Origin of the sequence: Paenibacillus sp. PSB04 (assembly GCF_025809195.1) — a bacterium.
Lineage (GTDB): Bacteria > Bacillota > Bacilli > Paenibacillales > Paenibacillaceae > Paenibacillus_AQ > Paenibacillus_AQ favisporus.
In genome coordinates, this window is sequence record NZ_CP081301.1 from 4614877 (window position 1) to 4629855 (window position 14979).

Genomic DNA, 14979 nt, shown 5'->3' on the forward strand with positions numbered 1-14979 from the left:
TATAAAAGAGGATGATTTGTATGTCAACAAGCAAAAACATCAATATTCTTACTGATGAATTACGAAATAACAGTACGGCCACGATCCTGTTTCACCAAGCCATTGCTGCAAAGTTGGGAATCAATTCCACGGATCACAAATGCTTGGATGTCATTATGAAGAACCAACCGCTTACAGCCGGTCAGCTTGCTGCATTGACTGGATTGACAACGGGGGCGGTCACGGGCGTTTTGGACAGGCTGGAAAAGGTAGGATATATTTTTCGTGAACAAGATCCGGAAGACAAGAGAAGGGTCAACATTTACATGAACCAAGAAAATGCAGAAAAAAACATTGTCCCGCTTTTCAGTTCATTTGCAGCGGAAATGAATCAACTGCTATCTAATTATGATGATAAGGAACTTGAGTTCATCATTGATTTTATTAGACAGTGCAATCAGGTGTTAATGAAATTTACTGAAAAACACTAATTCGATGCCAGACTGAAAAGAGGGGGCTTTACCGATTCAGTTTCAGTTTATGGAAGGTACAAGCCCATTCTTTCCTGGATCACCTCCAAGACTTCTTTCGGCATCTCCCTGACCTTGATATCTCCACCCAGAAAAAGCAGCCAATTGGTTAGTTCGGTTATTTCTTCGGCTTTATCGACATGAATATATGTCCTTAAAATGGCTGTCGTTTGGTAAGGATTCGTATAGGAAAGGGATACTTTTATGGGATGGTATTTTCTGAACTGCGCAATCGCTTTTGGACCTAGTTCAATGACCAGGTTGATGATTTCATCCTGCTTACGCAGTTGTTCTTGGATCTTTTTCTTACTTATTCTTTTTTTCAAAGGGTACGGCTCTACATTGGTAAGGTCATCAACAGGAATAATCCTCCTCTTTTCTTCCTTCAAATCAAATCCCTCGATCAGCCACACGCTTTTCTCACGATAGAGGTGCAGGAGATAAATGGGATAGGACTTGATTTCCATCTCTTCTTGGATGGTGATCCATAAATATTCGTCCTTGAGAAGGACTTGGATGAGCTTTTCCAGCATCGGATGGGGAAGGTCCGACAGGTCGAGCAGGTCGGGATTATTGGGGTTGGTTCCTTCAAACAGCAAAATTTGATTCAACAGGACAAGGTCATCCTGCTGGTTTTTTGAAATCAGGCCAAGCAATTTCTCGGCCAGCGATTGGCGGCTCTTCAAATAGGGGAGCTGCTGATTTCTTGTGGCCATAAAGCCAATGAACAAGGCTTTAATTTCGTTATCGGTAAAGCGGACCGTGGGCAGGATCGAGTTGTTCATGACGAAATACCCGCCATCCCTGCCGACTTCTGCAACAAGCGGCATCCCCATCGCCTCGATTTCCCGAATATCCCGGATCGCCGTCGATCGGGAGATGTTAAATTCCCGCATAATTTCGGAAATCGTAAAGTGGGCACGATTGTTGATATACCGCATGATGGTATTAATCCGTTCAACTTTTTTCATAGGAGTCTCCTAAACAGTATCACTTTTTGACATGATTCAAGGTTATTATAAACCTATCAAGTGAAAACACAAATCATTTGAACAAAATTTTAAAAAAGGAAGGTAATCAAATATGGCACAATTTACGTTGGAAGAAAAGGACAGCTTTATCGTTTTGGGGATTGGAACGGAACTGAAGAGCGATTACACAGACTACGCCGGCATCAACAAAGAAAAAGCAGAATTCTGGTCGGCCGTCGAAGAAGACGGAAGGCTGGATACGTTAAAATCCATCGCCGCTAATGATTTCATTTTTGCCGTGAACGAAGCGGTGAACAACAAGATGATGTACTATGCCGGCGTCATGACGGATGCTTCACTGCCGGAGGCAACGAGAATGATCCAATTCCCTCAGGGTGAATACCTCGTTGTTAAAGGGGAAGCGCCGACATCCAATGATCTGAGCAATCAGCTTGCTGGCTTTGCGTTTGGTCAAGTGCTGCCGGAAGCGAAAGATTATGCTTATGTTGGAGGACCGAATGCGACCGTTGAGATGGGGCAGCGAGACGGCGTCGTATTTGGCGAAATGTGGATTCCTGTTGTGAAGAAGTAAGCAAATTGATGAAGTAATCGGGGCGGATTTTGCCCGAAGTGAGATTCTAAGGTATAACGCCTTACCAAACTTTTAGGAGGGATAGAAATGTCGTATATCGTTGATTTTAAAGATGTGTCTACCGTTGGGGTTGAGTCTTCTCCAGTAGCAGAAGCGCTCGCTGGGCTTCGGGCGAATGAGGCCCGTTACTTCATGAACAAGTATAAGCACAAATTTACGGTCGTACCCGCCAGCGAAAGCCAGGAGACTCTGGATTATGTGAACCGGATTTTGAAAGAAGAACGAGAGATCGAGTTTGCAGCCAAGCCTTTGGAAACGTCGCAATTCCAAGTCGAAAATATTCAATTCACCTATGTCTTTTATGAAGATGGTCTGGGGCTCAATGTGATGTATACGGTGGATGACCCGAAGAAGCGGGCCGTTGGTTTTAAGCTTTCGGATGGGATGAAGGAACCGAAGGAGCTGGAAAAGTTTAAGTTTGCCCGGCAGAAGTCTAAATTAGCTGGAACGATCCGGGGCTCGTTTTTTGTCATCAAGAAAGAGTATTAAACTACTTATGAAAAAGCCGCATCCTTGCGGCTTTTTTTGCATTTTATTTTACATAAACATTGGGTAAAACAAATACTAGATTAGTTAGGTGGAGGCATTTCACTGACTCCTTTGAATGAGTTCGGTGTGAGTTGTTGTCTCGTTCTTGGTTGATCGCTAGAAGTGCCCATATTTTCGTAACAGAAGAACGACTACTCCAATCAAAATAAATATGATCCCGCCAAACATTTCAGTGGAACCATTTGAGCGTACTTGTTGGACTTCGGTATCATTCTTGGGAGCACGTCGCAAAAATTTAAGAAGTTTGGAATCTGGATTTTTATAATCGTACAAGCCTAATACAATCATGAATATACCGAGTACAATCATCCCCATTTGATTTTTCTCCTTTTCACGAATTGCTGCTTGGTTATATCAAAATGATTGGCTTTCGCGGTAGGCCTTCTTTACTCTTTCAATTTGGGCAAGGTGACCACGGACATGTTCAACACGAAATACCAATAATTGCTTAAAGCTGAATCGCGCCTGGTCAATATACACTCCGACTCGCTCGATTTGTTCGTTGGTAAGATTGTCTAGGATGGTCTGCATACTGAGGCGCAGCAATTTGAACAGCTGCAGATATTGTTCGCGGTCCAATAAATCATAACCTAAGTTGTTCGCCCATGCGTCCTGGTCAAATGAAATGAGTGCCGGCTCATCCTCCGCCAAGACTGTTTTAAGTCGAGATGTAGAAGACATCTCTGAATCCGCCACATGTATGATAATTTGATGAATGCTCCATTGGTCCGGTGCAGGCTTGTAACGAAGCTCCTCCTCCGTTAACCCTTCGATGGCCTCACGCAGCATTGCGTATCCTGAGGCATATTCCTGAATGATGTCTTCCATTTGAACTCCTCCAATCCTTAAATAAATTTCATATAATAAAACAACTATATAGATTGAACTAAAGTTTAGCTTTGAACTTCCTGTTATAACGGTCCCTTACGGCTCTATAACAATTAAATTCTTTAGTTCATTCTATCTAACATGTTAAGAAGTTCTTGGTTTTAGGCAAATATCCTTTTTTTCTTCAACGGACCAGACCGTGGCAGAATAAGCGCCATTAGAGCAGAATGGTTTACTAGAATTCATAATGACAGGAACTGCCCATCTGAAATATGGTATACTGTGAGCGTTAAGGGGGTGCTTTACTGATGGAGAATCGATCAAGATTGTCTGTGACTTCTTTCACTCATGCAAAGCCAGTATTGGAGAAGCGTTACTTTGCATGGGGCGGAATTTTAGCTAACGCTGAATAAGCTTTTCTAATATTTTGGCTTTGCACCTTATTTACAAAATAAGGAGTGAAGCGAATTGAAATATACGAATGCTAAAAATATACTACCTGAAAAGCTAATTTTAGAGATTCAACAGTATGTCCAGGGAGAGACGATTTACATTCCGAAGCAGCAGAGGGAATATCAGCATTGGGGGAGCTTGAGCGGCGGAAGGCAGTGGCTGGATCAGCGAAATGCCGAGATAAGACAAGCATATAAGAATAATAGCAGTATCGAGCAGCTAGCTGAGGACTATTTTCTTTCCATTGAAACGATTAAGAAAATTGTATATTCGGGAAACAACAGCGAACGGCACTGATGAAGATAATCTTCATCAGTTTTTTTTAAGAGATCAGAAAGTATAAGTTTCGGAGCTTCTGTTTCCTGATCTCGCAAGAAAAACTTCCTTTAGACGCGGTCTGTTTTCTTTGAAGGTACGTCGATAGACGTTTTTTTTAAGAGATCAGAAAGTATAAGTTTCGGAGCTTCTGTTTCCTGATCTCGAAAGAAAAACTTCCTTTAGACGCGGTCTGTTTTCTTTGAAGGTACGTCGATAGACGGTTTTTTTAAGAGATCAGAAAGTATAAGTTTCGGAGCTTCTGTTTCCTGATCTCGCAAGAAAAACTTCCTTTAGACGCGGTCTGTCTTCTTTGAAGGTACGTCGATAGACGTTTTTCTTAAGTCGAAAACGATTCTAAGTCATTGTTTACATATGAATTGCTTAATGCGCTCTTTTAGAATTTGAATAGGCGGAGGAACAATCCGCTGGTGCGGAAGATAGATACACAACTTATGAAATCGATCCCAACGGGGAATGCTGGACCACATTATCCTTCGAAGGATTCTATAAGAAAGCGGGGAAACGTAACGATGAACGAACAAAAAAGCAGAAGCAGGCATCTGGTCGATCCGGAGATTATAAGTGCACTTGATTTATTTCCGACAAGCGATCTGACGGGTGCAACCCTAATAGAATCACGGGAAAATCAATCAAAAATGATTCCGCAAACGGATGTAACGCAGTTGTTTCCTGTCACATGGGAAGAAAGAGCGGTGCCAAGTTATTTTGGCGGACCCGATATAAGCATAGAAATCATTAAACCTCGTGAACCCAAATACGATAAAATGCCGTTATATTATTCGATTCACGGTGGCGGAATGGTTATGGGCAGTCCGGTCGGCGAGCGCTCAGCGAATGCAGCCTTAGCTGCGCAGCATGGTTTTTGCTGCGTATCTGTGGATTACCGTCTCGCGCCGGAACATATTCAGCCAAGCCAGTTGCAGGACTGTTATTCAGGCCTGAAATGGTGCATTGAACATGCCGAAGAATTAGGGATCGATATTCAGAAAGTCGCGGTTGGAGGGAGCAGCGCAGGTGCCGGACTTGCGGCAGGGCTAGCCCTATACATTCGCGATCAGAAGGAATTCGATATTCATCATCTAAGGCTGCGCAGCCCGATGCTCGATGACCGTACGAGTATTTCGCCGGATCATCCCTATGCCGGCGAGTTTGTGTGGACAAATCGCAGCAATTATTTTGGATGGAAATCGGTACTAGGGCACGAACCCGGTCAAGAGGGGACCAGCGAGTATTACGTGCCTGCGCGTGCGAAATCGCTGGCTGGTTTACCGCCCACGTATATCAGCATAGGCAGCATTGATTTGTTCATAGATGAAGCGATATTATTTGCCAAACAGCTTGCCTTTGACGGTGTTTTGGTGGAGCTGCATGTATATCCTGGATATCATCATTTGGCTCCAGCGTTTCCGAATGCGCATTATTCGCAAGAAGGCGCCAAATCCAGTGAATACGCCTTGCTGAAAGCACTGGAGCTGGTTTGATTTTATTTTCTTGAGTATGATCTTAAAAGTAAAAGCAGCAGTTCAAAACTTTGAACCGCTGCTTTTTTTGTTGCTTACACATCGGATGCTCAATTCTAACTGCAGGTACCGTACAAATTTCAGCCACCGTTATCAAGACATGGCATCATGAATATCAATGATTTATTTTCCCTCTTAACGGCTTGTAGAAGGCACGAATGTCTTGTGCCAAAAGCACGGGTTCTTCCAATGCGGTAAAATGTCCGCCACGGGGCAGCGTAGTCCAGCGGGTTACATTTAGGTTGCGTACAGCCCATTCTCTGGGCGGCAGCAATATATCTGCTGGGAACAACGCGATGCCTGTCGGCACCTCAATGTAGCCCAATGGCGGCAAGGAATGAGAATTCTCATAATAGATGTTCGCTGCCGACATGGCCGTGTTTGTCACCCAATAAATCATCATATGCGTGATCAGTTCATCTTTACTGAATTTTTGCTCAAGATTACCGTTACAATCGCTCCATGCCCGGAATTTTTCAATGATCCAGCCTGCCAAGCCGACCGGTGAATCGGATAGTCCATACGCCAGTGTTTGGGGGCGGGTCGATTGAAGGGACATATAGCCACCTTCTTCAGCAATCCATGCCGATGCGTTTTTCTTATATCGCAGTTCTTCTTCCGACAGCTTTGCCTGATCCGTTGCCGTCATCAGATCTCTAATAATGCCGATATCGGTCAAGTGGATTCCGAATAACAGTTCCGGATGGTTGGCTGCCAGGTACCTTGTAACACCGGAGCCGATATCTCCGCCGGCGGCAGCAAATTTACTGTAGCCTAAGTGCTGCGTCATCAGCTTAGCCCACATTTCCGAGACACGAAAATTGTTGACACCGGAATGTGCAGGGCGGCTTGAGAACCCAAAACCAGGTAATGACGGGACAATCACATCAAATGAGTCTTCAGGGTTTCCGCCGTAGCTGGCTGGATCCGTAAGCAGAGGAATGATTTTTTCATAACGAAGGTAACTGTCGGGCCAACCGTGGGTAAGAATGATGGGCAGAGGGTTAGATCCTTTACCACGCTCATGTACAAAGTGCACATCGATCCCGTCAATATGGCAGCAATACTGGGAAAAGCGGTTCAACTCGGATTCCTTGGCTCGCCAATCATAATGGTCCTTCCAGTACGACACGAGAGACTTTAAGTAACTTAATTCCGTGCCTCGTTCCCATCCATCGTTATCTACTTGTTCCGGCCAGCGAATATGATCCAGTCTGTATTTTAGATCGTCCAAAATTTCGTCTGCGACATGAATGTGAAAACGCTCAATCGTCATCTTGCTTTCCCTCCTTTTGTCGTTGCATCGCCATTATATCCTTTGTGCTGGTATGGTACACTGGCATAAACGAAGCATCTAACTATAAAATTTGATAGGTGATGGCTATGCCGCAAATAGACCGACACAAACACCGTACCGTGAATATTGAGTTTGCCGCCGTGGAGGATCTCAGCATGCTTCCTTATCCTGAGCGTTATACGCTCATTCTCTTCACATCAGGAAGGATGAGCGGGACGTTAAATGAACGGCCGATATCGATCGCAGCTCCTGGTATCCTTTGCTTGGCCGAGGATGATGAGATGGAAGTGATAGAAAAACAAAACGTTGCTGCACAATCCTTTCGTTTTCATCCCGAATTTCTTAACACGATCACTCTCTCCGAAACGCGGGGCTATTTCCCGACGAGTCCGAGAATACAAGCAGGCCGTTCCCTTTTTCACAGGGAGGATCCATATACAGCTGTACCCCGTATCACCGAGAAAGCATTTCCGCTATTATTTGAATGGTTTTTTATACTCGGCATGGAAGTGCAGGCGCAAAGTGATGCCCGCTGGGTGTGCAGAATAAAGAAATACCTCATCCAGATTTTAGGTTTGCTCGAGGATTTAAACCGGAATGGCGAACATTCCCCTGTCGATTTGGTGCTAGAGTATATTCACACGAACTATTCCAGAAAAATTTCTTTGGAAGATCTGACGAGCTGCGCTCATTTAAACCGAGTGACGCTGAATAAGCTGTTTCAGGAAAGATGCGGTCTTACAGCCATGGGTTACTTGCTGTCATACCGTTTAAAAGTTGCAAGTGAACTTTTAACGCACACCGGGATGAAGCTTGATGAAATTGCTCACGCTGCCGGATTTGAGTATGACACTCACTTGATCAAGCAATTTACGGCTAAAAAAGGCATTTCACCTACAAAATACAGGAACATCTCCCGCCAGTTCTCCACGGTTCAATAAAAGACGGAGAGCCTTTGAGCCTCCATTGACAGTGATCCGCTTAACGATTAAGGTAGTGGAGGATATGAAGTAGAAAGTCATTTATTGTGGAGGATATTTATGAATCAACGCTTTCGAATTACGAGATCGATGCAGCCGGACTCCGGTGATCAAGACATTTCATTGGAAGAATGCAAAGCTTATTTTTCAACCAAGGCTGATTTTACTTACCAAACGGTGCTGACTGTACAAGGGGAAGAAAGTACCATGTCGATCGAAGGGGATTTCTTTATGTGGCGGCATGGAGACGCCCTCATTCCTTTTAGGCACTATATGGGGGAGTTGTATGCAGCTGTCTCACATCAAGACGTCGTACCCCTTATGATCGAAATTGCTGGAGATTTGCGGGCGGACATCGTGGAAGGGTAATGGACATAGGAGGGGAGACCATGGAAGTTTTTGAAGAATACTTAACACGGATCGATAACCTCGAGCATCGTGCCCGATTGGAAGAAATACTGGGCTGGATCACGAAAACATTCCCGAATTTAACGCCAAAGATTGCATGGAATCAGCCTATGTTTACCGATCATGGTACATTTATCATCGGTTTCAGCGTTGCCAAGCATCATCTTGCTGTTGCTCCTGAAAGGGCGGGAATTATTCGTTTTTCCGATGAAATAGTACAATCTGGCTATGATCACACCAAGGAGTTGGTGCGGATCCGCTGGGATCGTCCTGTTGATTACTCCTTACTTGAGAAAATGATCAAATTTAACATTATGGATAAAGCAGACTGCACAACGTTTTGGCGGGCATAGCTTATTCATAAAGTGCAAATCACTAGATTTCGAGAATACACATTAGATAAAAAAGCCGCAGCTGCGCGGCTTTTTTTGTATTTTATATCCAATTGCAAAAACCTGTCCTACTTAGCCTTGATGTTCTTCTTAAAATAGGCACGCGCATCTTCCCGGGTTTCCTTGGGCAAGGTGCGCTCCAGTTCCTCGTTCATCCATTGCAGTGTCCGGCTTCGCAAAGAATCCCGCATTTTCTCCTCCGCATCCAGCATGACCATGTTGATCAGGCAATCCGAAGGCGTACAGGAAGCGCACGCATCGTTGTTCTCCTTGCTCCGGTAGAAATAATTTTTATCTTTAATGTTCTGGCATTGAAAAATGGGCTGATCTCCTTCGACGGCCGTGACGACGTCCCAGAAAGTTATCGCATCCGGGGATTTGGCCAGCTTGTAGCCGCCCTTGACCCCTGGTACCGAATCCACAATACCCGCTTTGGACAGCTTCCCGAAAATTTTGGACAGATACGTCTCCGACAAACCTTGGTAGGCGGAAAGTTCTTTGATCCCGATCGGACTGTCCACCGGGAGATCAATCAAATATACGAGGCAATGCAAAGCATATTCGACCCCGATACTATACTGCATGCAAGCCACCTGCCTCCCGACAAATTCACTAACCATAATGTTAAAAGCAAACATTTTTGATGTCAAACGTAACGCGATTGACAAACGGAATGATTGCAAGTTATAATGTCGACAGATCCAATCGACGATTAATGTTATCGACAATTATAGATGAGTAGGAGAGGATGCATCATGAATAAAATGCTGGTTCTAAATGCACATCCGGACGTAGAATCCACCACCTCGGTGACTTTAAACGTGCTCGAGTCTTTTTTACAGCGTTACAGAGAGCTTGTCCCGGATGGTGAGGTCGAACAACTCAATCTTTATCGTGACGAGATACCTCTGCTGGATCACGTTGCTCTAGCGGCCCGCAGCAAGTCCGCTGCAGGACAATTGCTCACACCGGAGGAGCAGGCAGTTACGGACCGGACGAACGAACTGCTGCGGCAGTTCAAAGATGCGAAGAACATCGTCATTGCGATGCCGATGCATAATTTCAATATCCCGTCCAAACTTAAAGACTACATGGACGCCATTCTCATTCCGCGGGAAACGTACGCGTTTACCCATTCGGGATCCGTAGGCTTGCTCAAAGACGGACGGAGCGTACTCGTTATTCAGGGAAGCGGATCGATATACACCAATAACGACTGGTACACAGAAGTGGAGTATTCCCATCAATATCTGCGATCGATGTTTACCTTTATGGGATTTGACAGCTACGAGATCATTCGCGCCCAGGGAAACGCTGTTTTACCGAAAGAGAACGTATTGGAGCGGGCTAAGCAGGAGGCCCTTCAGGCGGCCGAACGTTTCGCACATCGCATGTCTGGCAGCATGACGAGATAAGGGCTCGTATTAAAGATCGTGCTGGGGGATACGATAAAGATCAAAGCGGATCTGAAACGCCCCGCCATCTTTAGGCCAGGAAGGAAAACCGTCATGGAATGCGTCATTTTCACTGGGATACAAGCTTCCGGAAAATCAACATTTTACAAGGAAAGGTTCTTTGCAACTCATATGAGGATTAATCTTGATATGTTGAGAACAAGACACCGGGAGAATGTTTTTCTGGAAGCATCCGTCCGAACGATGCAATCCTTTGTGGTAGACAATACGAATCCTACCGTGGAGGATCGAAAAAAATATATCGATATAGTAAAAAGGCATCATTATAAGGTAATAGGTTATTATTTCGAACCTGACTATGAATTATCCCAAGAGCGTAACAACAAGAGGGAAGGGAAAGAAAAGGTTCCTGAGATTGGAATGATTAGCACTTTGAAGAAACTGCAACGGCCGTCTTATAGTGAGGGTTTTAATGAGCTGTATATAGTCAAGTCACTAAACGATGCGTTTGAGATTCAAAAATTACCTTTATGAAGGATAACGCAATCTTACCGTGCGCCGTCAGGCGCACGTTTTTTTGCTAATCCCTTCCGGTCAACAGTCGTCTTCCCAGCTGCAGCCTTGCTTCAAGCTCGATCCTGTTTTTGCAATCCTCGCAGTAATACATTCCATTTCTGTTTCGTTTCGCGCGGTCGTAAGCTGAAGTGCCCTCGAAGGCGATAAATGCCCTTTTGCACCCATAACAGATCAGTTGCACACGAAATCCATTCGATTGCTCCTGCACAGAATTCCCCCTTCTGTCATTGATAAAAAGTCCAGCTCCCTTGACTTGGTAATCACGGCACGGTATAACTGAAAAATAATGAAATAACACACTGTGCTATTTATAATAATACAGTGTGTTAAAATAAAATCAAGGGGCGTTTTCACCATGCCAAAAATTGTGGACCATGACCAAAAAAGAAAACTGATCGCCGAATCGGCATGGAAAATTATCGAAACAAAGGGGATCGAGCATGCGTCTATCCGTGCCGTTGCCGCTGCGGCAGGGGTGTCGCCTGGTGCCTTACGGCATTATTTTTCAACGCAGGACGAGCTGCTGCTATTTATCGTGGATTATTATTTAACGAGAGGAGCCGACAGAGCAAAAGGAATAGAGATAAGCCGTATTCCAATGAAAGCCGCACTGGAAGTGGTTTTAGAACTCCTTCCCATGGATTCGGACAAACGAACGGCAGCCGGCGTCTGGTGGGTATTTGCCATTCGTTCCCTCACGAGCCCGGCATTGCAAGATAAAAAGAATGAGCTCACGGACGGGCTTCATGACCTGAGCAGAACCGTCCTTGATCTTCTGGCTAAGGCAGAGCTACTTCCCTCATCCATCGACATGGAACTCGAAACCTTGAGATTGGCCGCGGTAATTGAAGGCTTGACGGTCCTCGCATTGCTTCGGCCGGAAATCTACACGCCGGAGACCATTGAACGGATCATCGCCCGCCACCTTCAGGAGCTGTGCGGGCACGCGGTGAATGAGTAAACAAGAAGAGGAACGGTTTCACCAAACTCAACTTAGCAATTGAAAAGAAATCGCTTTAGTTGATATACGTTAATATTGGTTTGAGCTTATTGCGTCATTCAAAAGCGATCTGCATCATTATTTCTCGGATGAAGGAGATGTGCGTGATGAAGGTTAATAAAATAGATCATGTAAGTATAAACGTAAATGATCTCGCTGCCGCCAAAGCGTTTTTTCTCGATATAGGCTTTGAGGTGCGAGCGGAATGGGAGATGGAAGGCGAGCTGTTGGATCGGGTCCTAGGGCTCCGCGATGCAAAAACAGCCTGCGTAGCATTGGGGGCACCAGGGAGCCAGGCATGGATCGAGCTGGTCAAATATTATCAACCGTCAGATGATACCGAAATTCAGCAGTCTTATCCCTATACGCTCGGTATCCGGCATATGGCCATTGAGGTTGAAGACATTGAAGGCATCGTATCCACATTGAAACAGAAGGGCACGGAAACCTTTAGTGAGATCCAGCAATATGAACAAAGTTACAAATTATGTTATGTTCGTGGGCCGGAAGGAATCATTTTGGAATTGGCAGAGAAGGTCAAATGACGGGAGATCACGTCTCTGACGTACGTTGGATGCGCAGACAACCAGGGTTATTCGAATTTCGAAGGCGGCACGTTGTAATATTTTTTGAAGGCTTTTGAAAAGGTAAACGGATCAGGATACCCGAGAAAGCCTGCGATCTGTTGGATCGTGTATTTTTTGGCGTAGAGATAGTCTCGTGCCCGGTTCATTTTGATTTGGGAAATGTATTGTCCCGGCGTAATGCCTACGCTTTTCTTGAAATAGGAGATAAAATACTTCTCGGATACGCCGACAAGCGCAGCGAGCTCATTCATCCGAACGGAACGGTGCAGGTTTGCATCCACGTATTGAAATACGTCCTGCAGCACACTTAGGCTTCCTTCGGTTTTACCCGGTTTCTTTCCTTTGAGGAATGTGCCGGTGTAGGTGCCATGCCCGTGAAGCTCAAGGATCTTTGCAATGACCGCTAGGAGGCATGCTTTCAAGTAAAGCTGGTTCCCCGGTGTGCCGCTGACCTGTTTCAACCGGCGATAGGCCTGTGTGAACAATACCGCTTCCTCCTGGATCAGGCCGCTGGGCACGATTCCAGGGAGTTCGAACTCACCTAGTATTCGCTGTTGTTCGCCGATACCGAAATTGAAATGAATGTAAATGAATCGGCAGCCGTCCTCGGTCGTCGTAGCGATATAAGGCATATCGGGATAAAAAAACACCGCATCTCCCGGACCCGCCGTATGCTCGGACCCGCCGATCGTCACCCTCACGGAGCCCGATTGAATGAACCATAGATCGTAATCGGGATGAGACTTGTGTTCGATCCAATTCTTATCGTGAGTTTGTTCTAAATAAGAGCTTATGCCGAGCGTGACATACTCCGAGAGTTCGTTGAGAATACTCATGTTGGCATTCATCGGGTTGCATAGCCTCCTCTACCGAATGACATCTAAGATTTTAAACTTAGTATAACAAAGGGTTTGCGAGTTGTTAATGATATTACTTTTTGACATGTACTTGAAACGATCTCACATTCCGTTTTCCGGCCATCCTCCTATAATGGATTTATATCATACGAGGAGGGTTATTTGTGAACGGTGTGAACATGCAGCAGCCGAAGGTCGTCGTCATTGGAGCAGGCAGCCTGTTTTTCGGTCGTCAGTCCATTTGGCAGATGGTCCATTCACCATACTTGAATCAGGGAACGCTTGCTTTGGTGGATACGGACGAGGAACGATTATCGAAAATGGTCAAACTGGCGGAGATGGTGGCCCGGGAGAACAACGTATCTTTGAAAGTGGAGGGCTCGACGGACCGAAGACAGGTGCTTCCGGGGGCTGACTTTGTCGTACTCAGCTTTGCGGAGCAATCGGTCAAATATCGGGGCATCGACTGCCAAGTGTCATTAAAATACGGCATTCGCATGTGCTCCGGGGATACGATCGGTCCAGGCGGTATATTTCGGGCGATGCGGGAGCTGCCGGTCATTATGGAATGTGCTAGAGATGTTGAAGAGCTGTGCCCCGACGCCTGGGTGATCAACTATATTAACCCGTCTACCGTAAACGGGATCGCTTTACACCGGTATGCGCCGAAGCTGAAATCGTTCGCGCTGTGCGACAGCCACCATATGCCGCATAAAAAAGCCTATTATGCCGTACGGGGGGGAATTATCGGGGACAGAAGCGGGTTCAACGAGGAGATCGACAGGAAGTTCGACTTCCGCGTCGCCGGCGTCAACCATTTCACGTGGCTTTTGAAAGCGGAGTTCGAAGGCAAGGATGTCATGCCCACGATCGCGGAGGCGATGCGCAAAGCGGCTGGCGAGGAGAACAACGGGGGAGACCGCGGGGCAAAGGCGCTTCATAACGACGCCATTACATATGAGCTGTACGATATTTTCGGGTATATCCCTACGTGTACGGCCCATACCAAGGAATACGTCCGTTATTGGCAAGGTCACGGCAAGACGCAGGACACCATTCCGCCGTTATCGATATGGGAGACGGAGGACCGGTATCAGCGGCACGACGAGATGTGGCGGCAGGTCGATGACTTCCTCACGGGGAATGTTCCGATTGCCGATTATATGAGCACCTTCGGCCCGGATCACGCAACGGACATTATCGAAAATATGGTAGGCAACTTGGGGAAACGTTTCTTCATCAATACGCTGAATCGCGGCGCGGTCACAAATATGAGCGACGACTCGTTCCTGGAACTGCTGTGCGACGTGAGCATGGACGGGGCGAAGCCCGTTCACGTAGGCGAGATGCCGCGGGGAATCCGGGGCATGCAGGAGCTTGTGCTGGATACGCATGAGCTTACGGCAGAGGCCGTCGTGGAGCAGAGCTACGAGAAGTTGAGGAGAGCGATGCTGACGGATCCGCTTGTGAACTCGATCAGCGACGCAGACCAGATCATCAAAGAACTGCTGACACTTGAGCGGGAGATGGTCCCTGATGCCTGGTATTAAGCTTGACAATCCAAACCCAAACCAGGTTCGGCGTCATGAGCGTCAGTATATGTAGGAGAAAGCCGGGCGCATAAGGCTGAGAAAGTTCCATGATTG

Annotated in this window: 19 protein-coding genes; 13 read left to right on the forward strand and 6 right to left on the reverse strand. The window is 46.1% G+C overall.

Annotation, left to right across the window (positions count from 1 at the left end; all coding sequences use genetic code 11):
- The first annotated feature begins 20 nt into the window (after nucleotides 1-20).
- A complete protein-coding gene (locus K2F33_RS21350) occupies nucleotides 21-470 on the forward strand; it encodes a MarR family winged helix-turn-helix transcriptional regulator (RefSeq protein WP_263878502.1) in 450 nt (149 codons plus the stop codon).
- A gap of 47 nt (nucleotides 471-517) precedes the next feature.
- On the opposite strand, the gene K2F33_RS21355 is transcribed toward K2F33_RS21350, so the two are convergent.
- Nucleotides 518-1480 carry a helix-turn-helix transcriptional regulator gene (locus tag K2F33_RS21355; protein ID WP_076164614.1) on the reverse strand — a complete coding sequence of 321 codons (963 nt, stop codon included), beginning with the start codon at nucleotides 1478-1480 and terminating at the stop codon, nucleotides 518-520.
- 112 nt (nucleotides 1481-1592) lie between these two features.
- On the opposite strand from K2F33_RS21355, the gene K2F33_RS21360 reads away from it, so the two are divergent.
- Both K2F33_RS21360 and K2F33_RS21365 read left to right on the forward strand, forming a co-directional pair.
- Nucleotides 1593-2072 (forward strand): GyrI-like domain-containing protein, encoded by a 480-nt coding sequence (locus tag K2F33_RS21360; protein ID WP_076164616.1) that lies wholly within the window; start codon nucleotides 1593-1595, stop codon nucleotides 2070-2072.
- An 87-nt stretch (nucleotides 2073-2159) separates the two neighbouring features.
- Nucleotides 2160-2621 carry a phage tail protein gene (locus K2F33_RS21365; protein ID WP_263878503.1) on the forward strand — a complete coding sequence of 154 codons (462 nt, stop codon included), beginning with the start codon at nucleotides 2160-2162 and terminating at the stop codon, nucleotides 2619-2621.
- 156 nt (nucleotides 2622-2777) lie between these two features.
- Here the strand turns inward: K2F33_RS21365 and K2F33_RS21370 are convergent, their stop codons facing one another.
- A complete protein-coding gene (locus tag K2F33_RS21370; RefSeq protein WP_145132770.1) occupies nucleotides 2778-2996 on the reverse strand; it encodes a hypothetical protein in 219 nt (72 codons plus the stop codon).
- A gap of 39 nt (nucleotides 2997-3035) precedes the next feature.
- Nucleotides 3036-3509: a DinB family protein gene (locus K2F33_RS21375; protein ID WP_263878504.1), complete on the reverse strand. Its 474-nt coding sequence runs from the start codon at nucleotides 3507-3509 to the stop codon at nucleotides 3036-3038.
- A gap of 468 nt (nucleotides 3510-3977) precedes the next feature.
- Here K2F33_RS21375 and K2F33_RS21380 point away from each other — a divergent pair, with 468 nt between their 5' ends.
- Nucleotides 3978-4259 (forward strand): CD3324 family protein, encoded by a 282-nt coding sequence (locus tag K2F33_RS21380; RefSeq protein ID WP_163875579.1) that lies wholly within the window; start codon nucleotides 3978-3980, stop codon nucleotides 4257-4259.
- A 551-nt stretch (nucleotides 4260-4810) separates the two neighbouring features.
- Nucleotides 4811-5782 (forward strand): alpha/beta hydrolase, encoded by a 972-nt coding sequence (locus K2F33_RS21385; RefSeq protein ID WP_263878505.1) that lies wholly within the window; start codon nucleotides 4811-4813, stop codon nucleotides 5780-5782.
- A 154-nt stretch (nucleotides 5783-5936) separates the two neighbouring features.
- Here K2F33_RS21385 and K2F33_RS21390 read toward each other — a convergent pair whose 3' ends face one another.
- Entirely contained in the window at nucleotides 5937-7097 is a 1161-nt protein-coding gene (locus K2F33_RS21390; protein ID WP_263878507.1) for an epoxide hydrolase family protein, read from the reverse strand.
- 107 nt (nucleotides 7098-7204) lie between these two features.
- Here K2F33_RS21390 and K2F33_RS21395 point away from each other — a divergent pair, with 107 nt between their 5' ends.
- The 3 genes from K2F33_RS21395 (at nucleotide 7205) to K2F33_RS21405 (ending at nucleotide 8859) form a co-directional block, all read left to right on the forward strand.
- Entirely contained in the window at nucleotides 7205-8059 is an 855-nt protein-coding gene (locus K2F33_RS21395; protein ID WP_263878508.1) for a helix-turn-helix domain-containing protein, read from the forward strand.
- Between the two features lie 99 nt (nucleotides 8060-8158).
- Nucleotides 8159-8467 (forward strand): hypothetical protein, encoded by a 309-nt coding sequence (locus tag K2F33_RS21400; RefSeq protein WP_145132786.1) that lies wholly within the window; start codon nucleotides 8159-8161, stop codon nucleotides 8465-8467.
- Between the two features lie 20 nt (nucleotides 8468-8487).
- Nucleotides 8488-8859 (forward strand): iron chaperone, encoded by a 372-nt coding sequence (locus K2F33_RS21405; RefSeq protein ID WP_263878510.1) that lies wholly within the window; start codon nucleotides 8488-8490, stop codon nucleotides 8857-8859.
- Nucleotides 8860-8966: 107 nt separating this feature from the next.
- Here the strand turns inward: K2F33_RS21405 and K2F33_RS21410 are convergent, their stop codons facing one another.
- Entirely contained in the window at nucleotides 8967-9482 is a 516-nt protein-coding gene (locus K2F33_RS21410; RefSeq protein ID WP_263878511.1) for an RrF2 family transcriptional regulator, read from the reverse strand.
- Nucleotides 9483-9653: 171 nt separating this feature from the next.
- Here K2F33_RS21410 and K2F33_RS21415 point away from each other — a divergent pair, with 171 nt between their 5' ends.
- The 4 genes from K2F33_RS21415 to K2F33_RS21430 all read left to right on the forward strand — a co-directional run bounded on the left by K2F33_RS21415 (nucleotide 9654) and on the right by K2F33_RS21430 (nucleotide 12434).
- Complete coding sequence (locus K2F33_RS21415; RefSeq protein ID WP_263878512.1) at nucleotides 9654-10313, forward strand: FMN-dependent NADH-azoreductase; 660 nt, start codon at nucleotides 9654-9656, stop codon at nucleotides 10311-10313.
- A 93-nt stretch (nucleotides 10314-10406) separates the two neighbouring features.
- Nucleotides 10407-10847: an AAA family ATPase gene (locus K2F33_RS21420; protein WP_263878513.1), complete on the forward strand. Its 441-nt coding sequence runs from the start codon at nucleotides 10407-10409 to the stop codon at nucleotides 10845-10847.
- 397 nt (nucleotides 10848-11244) lie between these two features.
- Nucleotides 11245-11850 carry a TetR/AcrR family transcriptional regulator gene (locus K2F33_RS21425; RefSeq protein ID WP_263878514.1) on the forward strand — a complete coding sequence of 202 codons (606 nt, stop codon included), beginning with the start codon at nucleotides 11245-11247 and terminating at the stop codon, nucleotides 11848-11850.
- Nucleotides 11851-11996: 146 nt separating this feature from the next.
- Nucleotides 11997-12434 (forward strand): VOC family protein, encoded by a 438-nt coding sequence (locus K2F33_RS21430; RefSeq protein WP_163875551.1) that lies wholly within the window; start codon nucleotides 11997-11999, stop codon nucleotides 12432-12434.
- Nucleotides 12435-12481: 47 nt separating this feature from the next.
- Here the strand turns inward: K2F33_RS21430 and K2F33_RS21435 are convergent, their stop codons facing one another.
- Nucleotides 12482-13324, reverse strand: a complete 843-nt coding sequence (locus tag K2F33_RS21435; protein WP_263878515.1) for an AraC family transcriptional regulator — start codon at nucleotides 13322-13324, stop codon at nucleotides 12482-12484.
- 188 nt (nucleotides 13325-13512) lie between these two features.
- On the opposite strand from K2F33_RS21435, the gene K2F33_RS21440 reads away from it, so the two are divergent.
- Complete coding sequence (locus tag K2F33_RS21440; protein WP_412974007.1) at nucleotides 13513-14883, forward strand: family 4 glycosyl hydrolase; 1371 nt, start codon at nucleotides 13513-13515, stop codon at nucleotides 14881-14883.
- Nucleotides 14884-14979 lie beyond the last annotated feature (96 nt).

What these genes read in the sequence shown, in the direction of transcription:
- K2F33_RS21350 (WP_263878502.1), top strand. Translation starts at nt 21, where the DNA reads ATGTCAACAAGCAAAAACATCAATATTCTTACTGATGAATTACGAAAT.
- K2F33_RS21355 (WP_076164614.1), bottom strand. Translation starts at nt 1,480, where the DNA reads ATGAAAAAAGTTGAACGGATTAATACCATCATGCGGTATATCAACAAT.
- K2F33_RS21360 (WP_076164616.1), top strand. Translation starts at nt 1,593, where the DNA reads ATGGCACAATTTACGTTGGAAGAAAAGGACAGCTTTATCGTTTTGGGG.
- K2F33_RS21365 (WP_263878503.1), top strand. Translation starts at nt 2,160, where the DNA reads ATGTCGTATATCGTTGATTTTAAAGATGTGTCTACCGTTGGGGTTGAG.
- K2F33_RS21370 (WP_145132770.1), bottom strand. Translation starts at nt 2,996, where the DNA reads ATGGGGATGATTGTACTCGGTATATTCATGATTGTATTAGGCTTGTAC.
- K2F33_RS21375 (WP_263878504.1), bottom strand. Translation starts at nt 3,509, where the DNA reads ATGGAAGACATCATTCAGGAATATGCCTCAGGATACGCAATGCTGCGT.
- K2F33_RS21385 (WP_263878505.1), top strand. Translation starts at nt 4,811, where the DNA reads ATGAACGAACAAAAAAGCAGAAGCAGGCATCTGGTCGATCCGGAGATT.
- K2F33_RS21390 (WP_263878507.1), bottom strand. Translation starts at nt 7,097, where the DNA reads ATGACGATTGAGCGTTTTCACATTCATGTCGCAGACGAAATTTTGGAC.
- K2F33_RS21395 (WP_263878508.1), top strand. Translation starts at nt 7,205, where the DNA reads ATGCCGCAAATAGACCGACACAAACACCGTACCGTGAATATTGAGTTT.
- K2F33_RS21400 (WP_145132786.1), top strand. Translation starts at nt 8,159, where the DNA reads ATGAATCAACGCTTTCGAATTACGAGATCGATGCAGCCGGACTCCGGT.
- K2F33_RS21405 (WP_263878510.1), top strand. Translation starts at nt 8,488, where the DNA reads ATGGAAGTTTTTGAAGAATACTTAACACGGATCGATAACCTCGAGCAT.
- K2F33_RS21410 (WP_263878511.1), bottom strand. Translation starts at nt 9,482, where the DNA reads ATGCAGTATAGTATCGGGGTCGAATATGCTTTGCATTGCCTCGTATAT.
- K2F33_RS21415 (WP_263878512.1), top strand. Translation starts at nt 9,654, where the DNA reads ATGAATAAAATGCTGGTTCTAAATGCACATCCGGACGTAGAATCCACC.
- K2F33_RS21420 (WP_263878513.1), top strand. Translation starts at nt 10,407, where the DNA reads ATGGAATGCGTCATTTTCACTGGGATACAAGCTTCCGGAAAATCAACA.
- K2F33_RS21425 (WP_263878514.1), top strand. Translation starts at nt 11,245, where the DNA reads ATGCCAAAAATTGTGGACCATGACCAAAAAAGAAAACTGATCGCCGAA.
- K2F33_RS21430 (WP_163875551.1), top strand. Translation starts at nt 11,997, where the DNA reads ATGAAGGTTAATAAAATAGATCATGTAAGTATAAACGTAAATGATCTC.
- K2F33_RS21435 (WP_263878515.1), bottom strand. Translation starts at nt 13,324, where the DNA reads ATGAATGCCAACATGAGTATTCTCAACGAACTCTCGGAGTATGTCACG.
- K2F33_RS21440 (WP_412974007.1), top strand. Translation starts at nt 13,513, where the DNA reads ATGCAGCAGCCGAAGGTCGTCGTCATTGGAGCAGGCAGCCTGTTTTTC.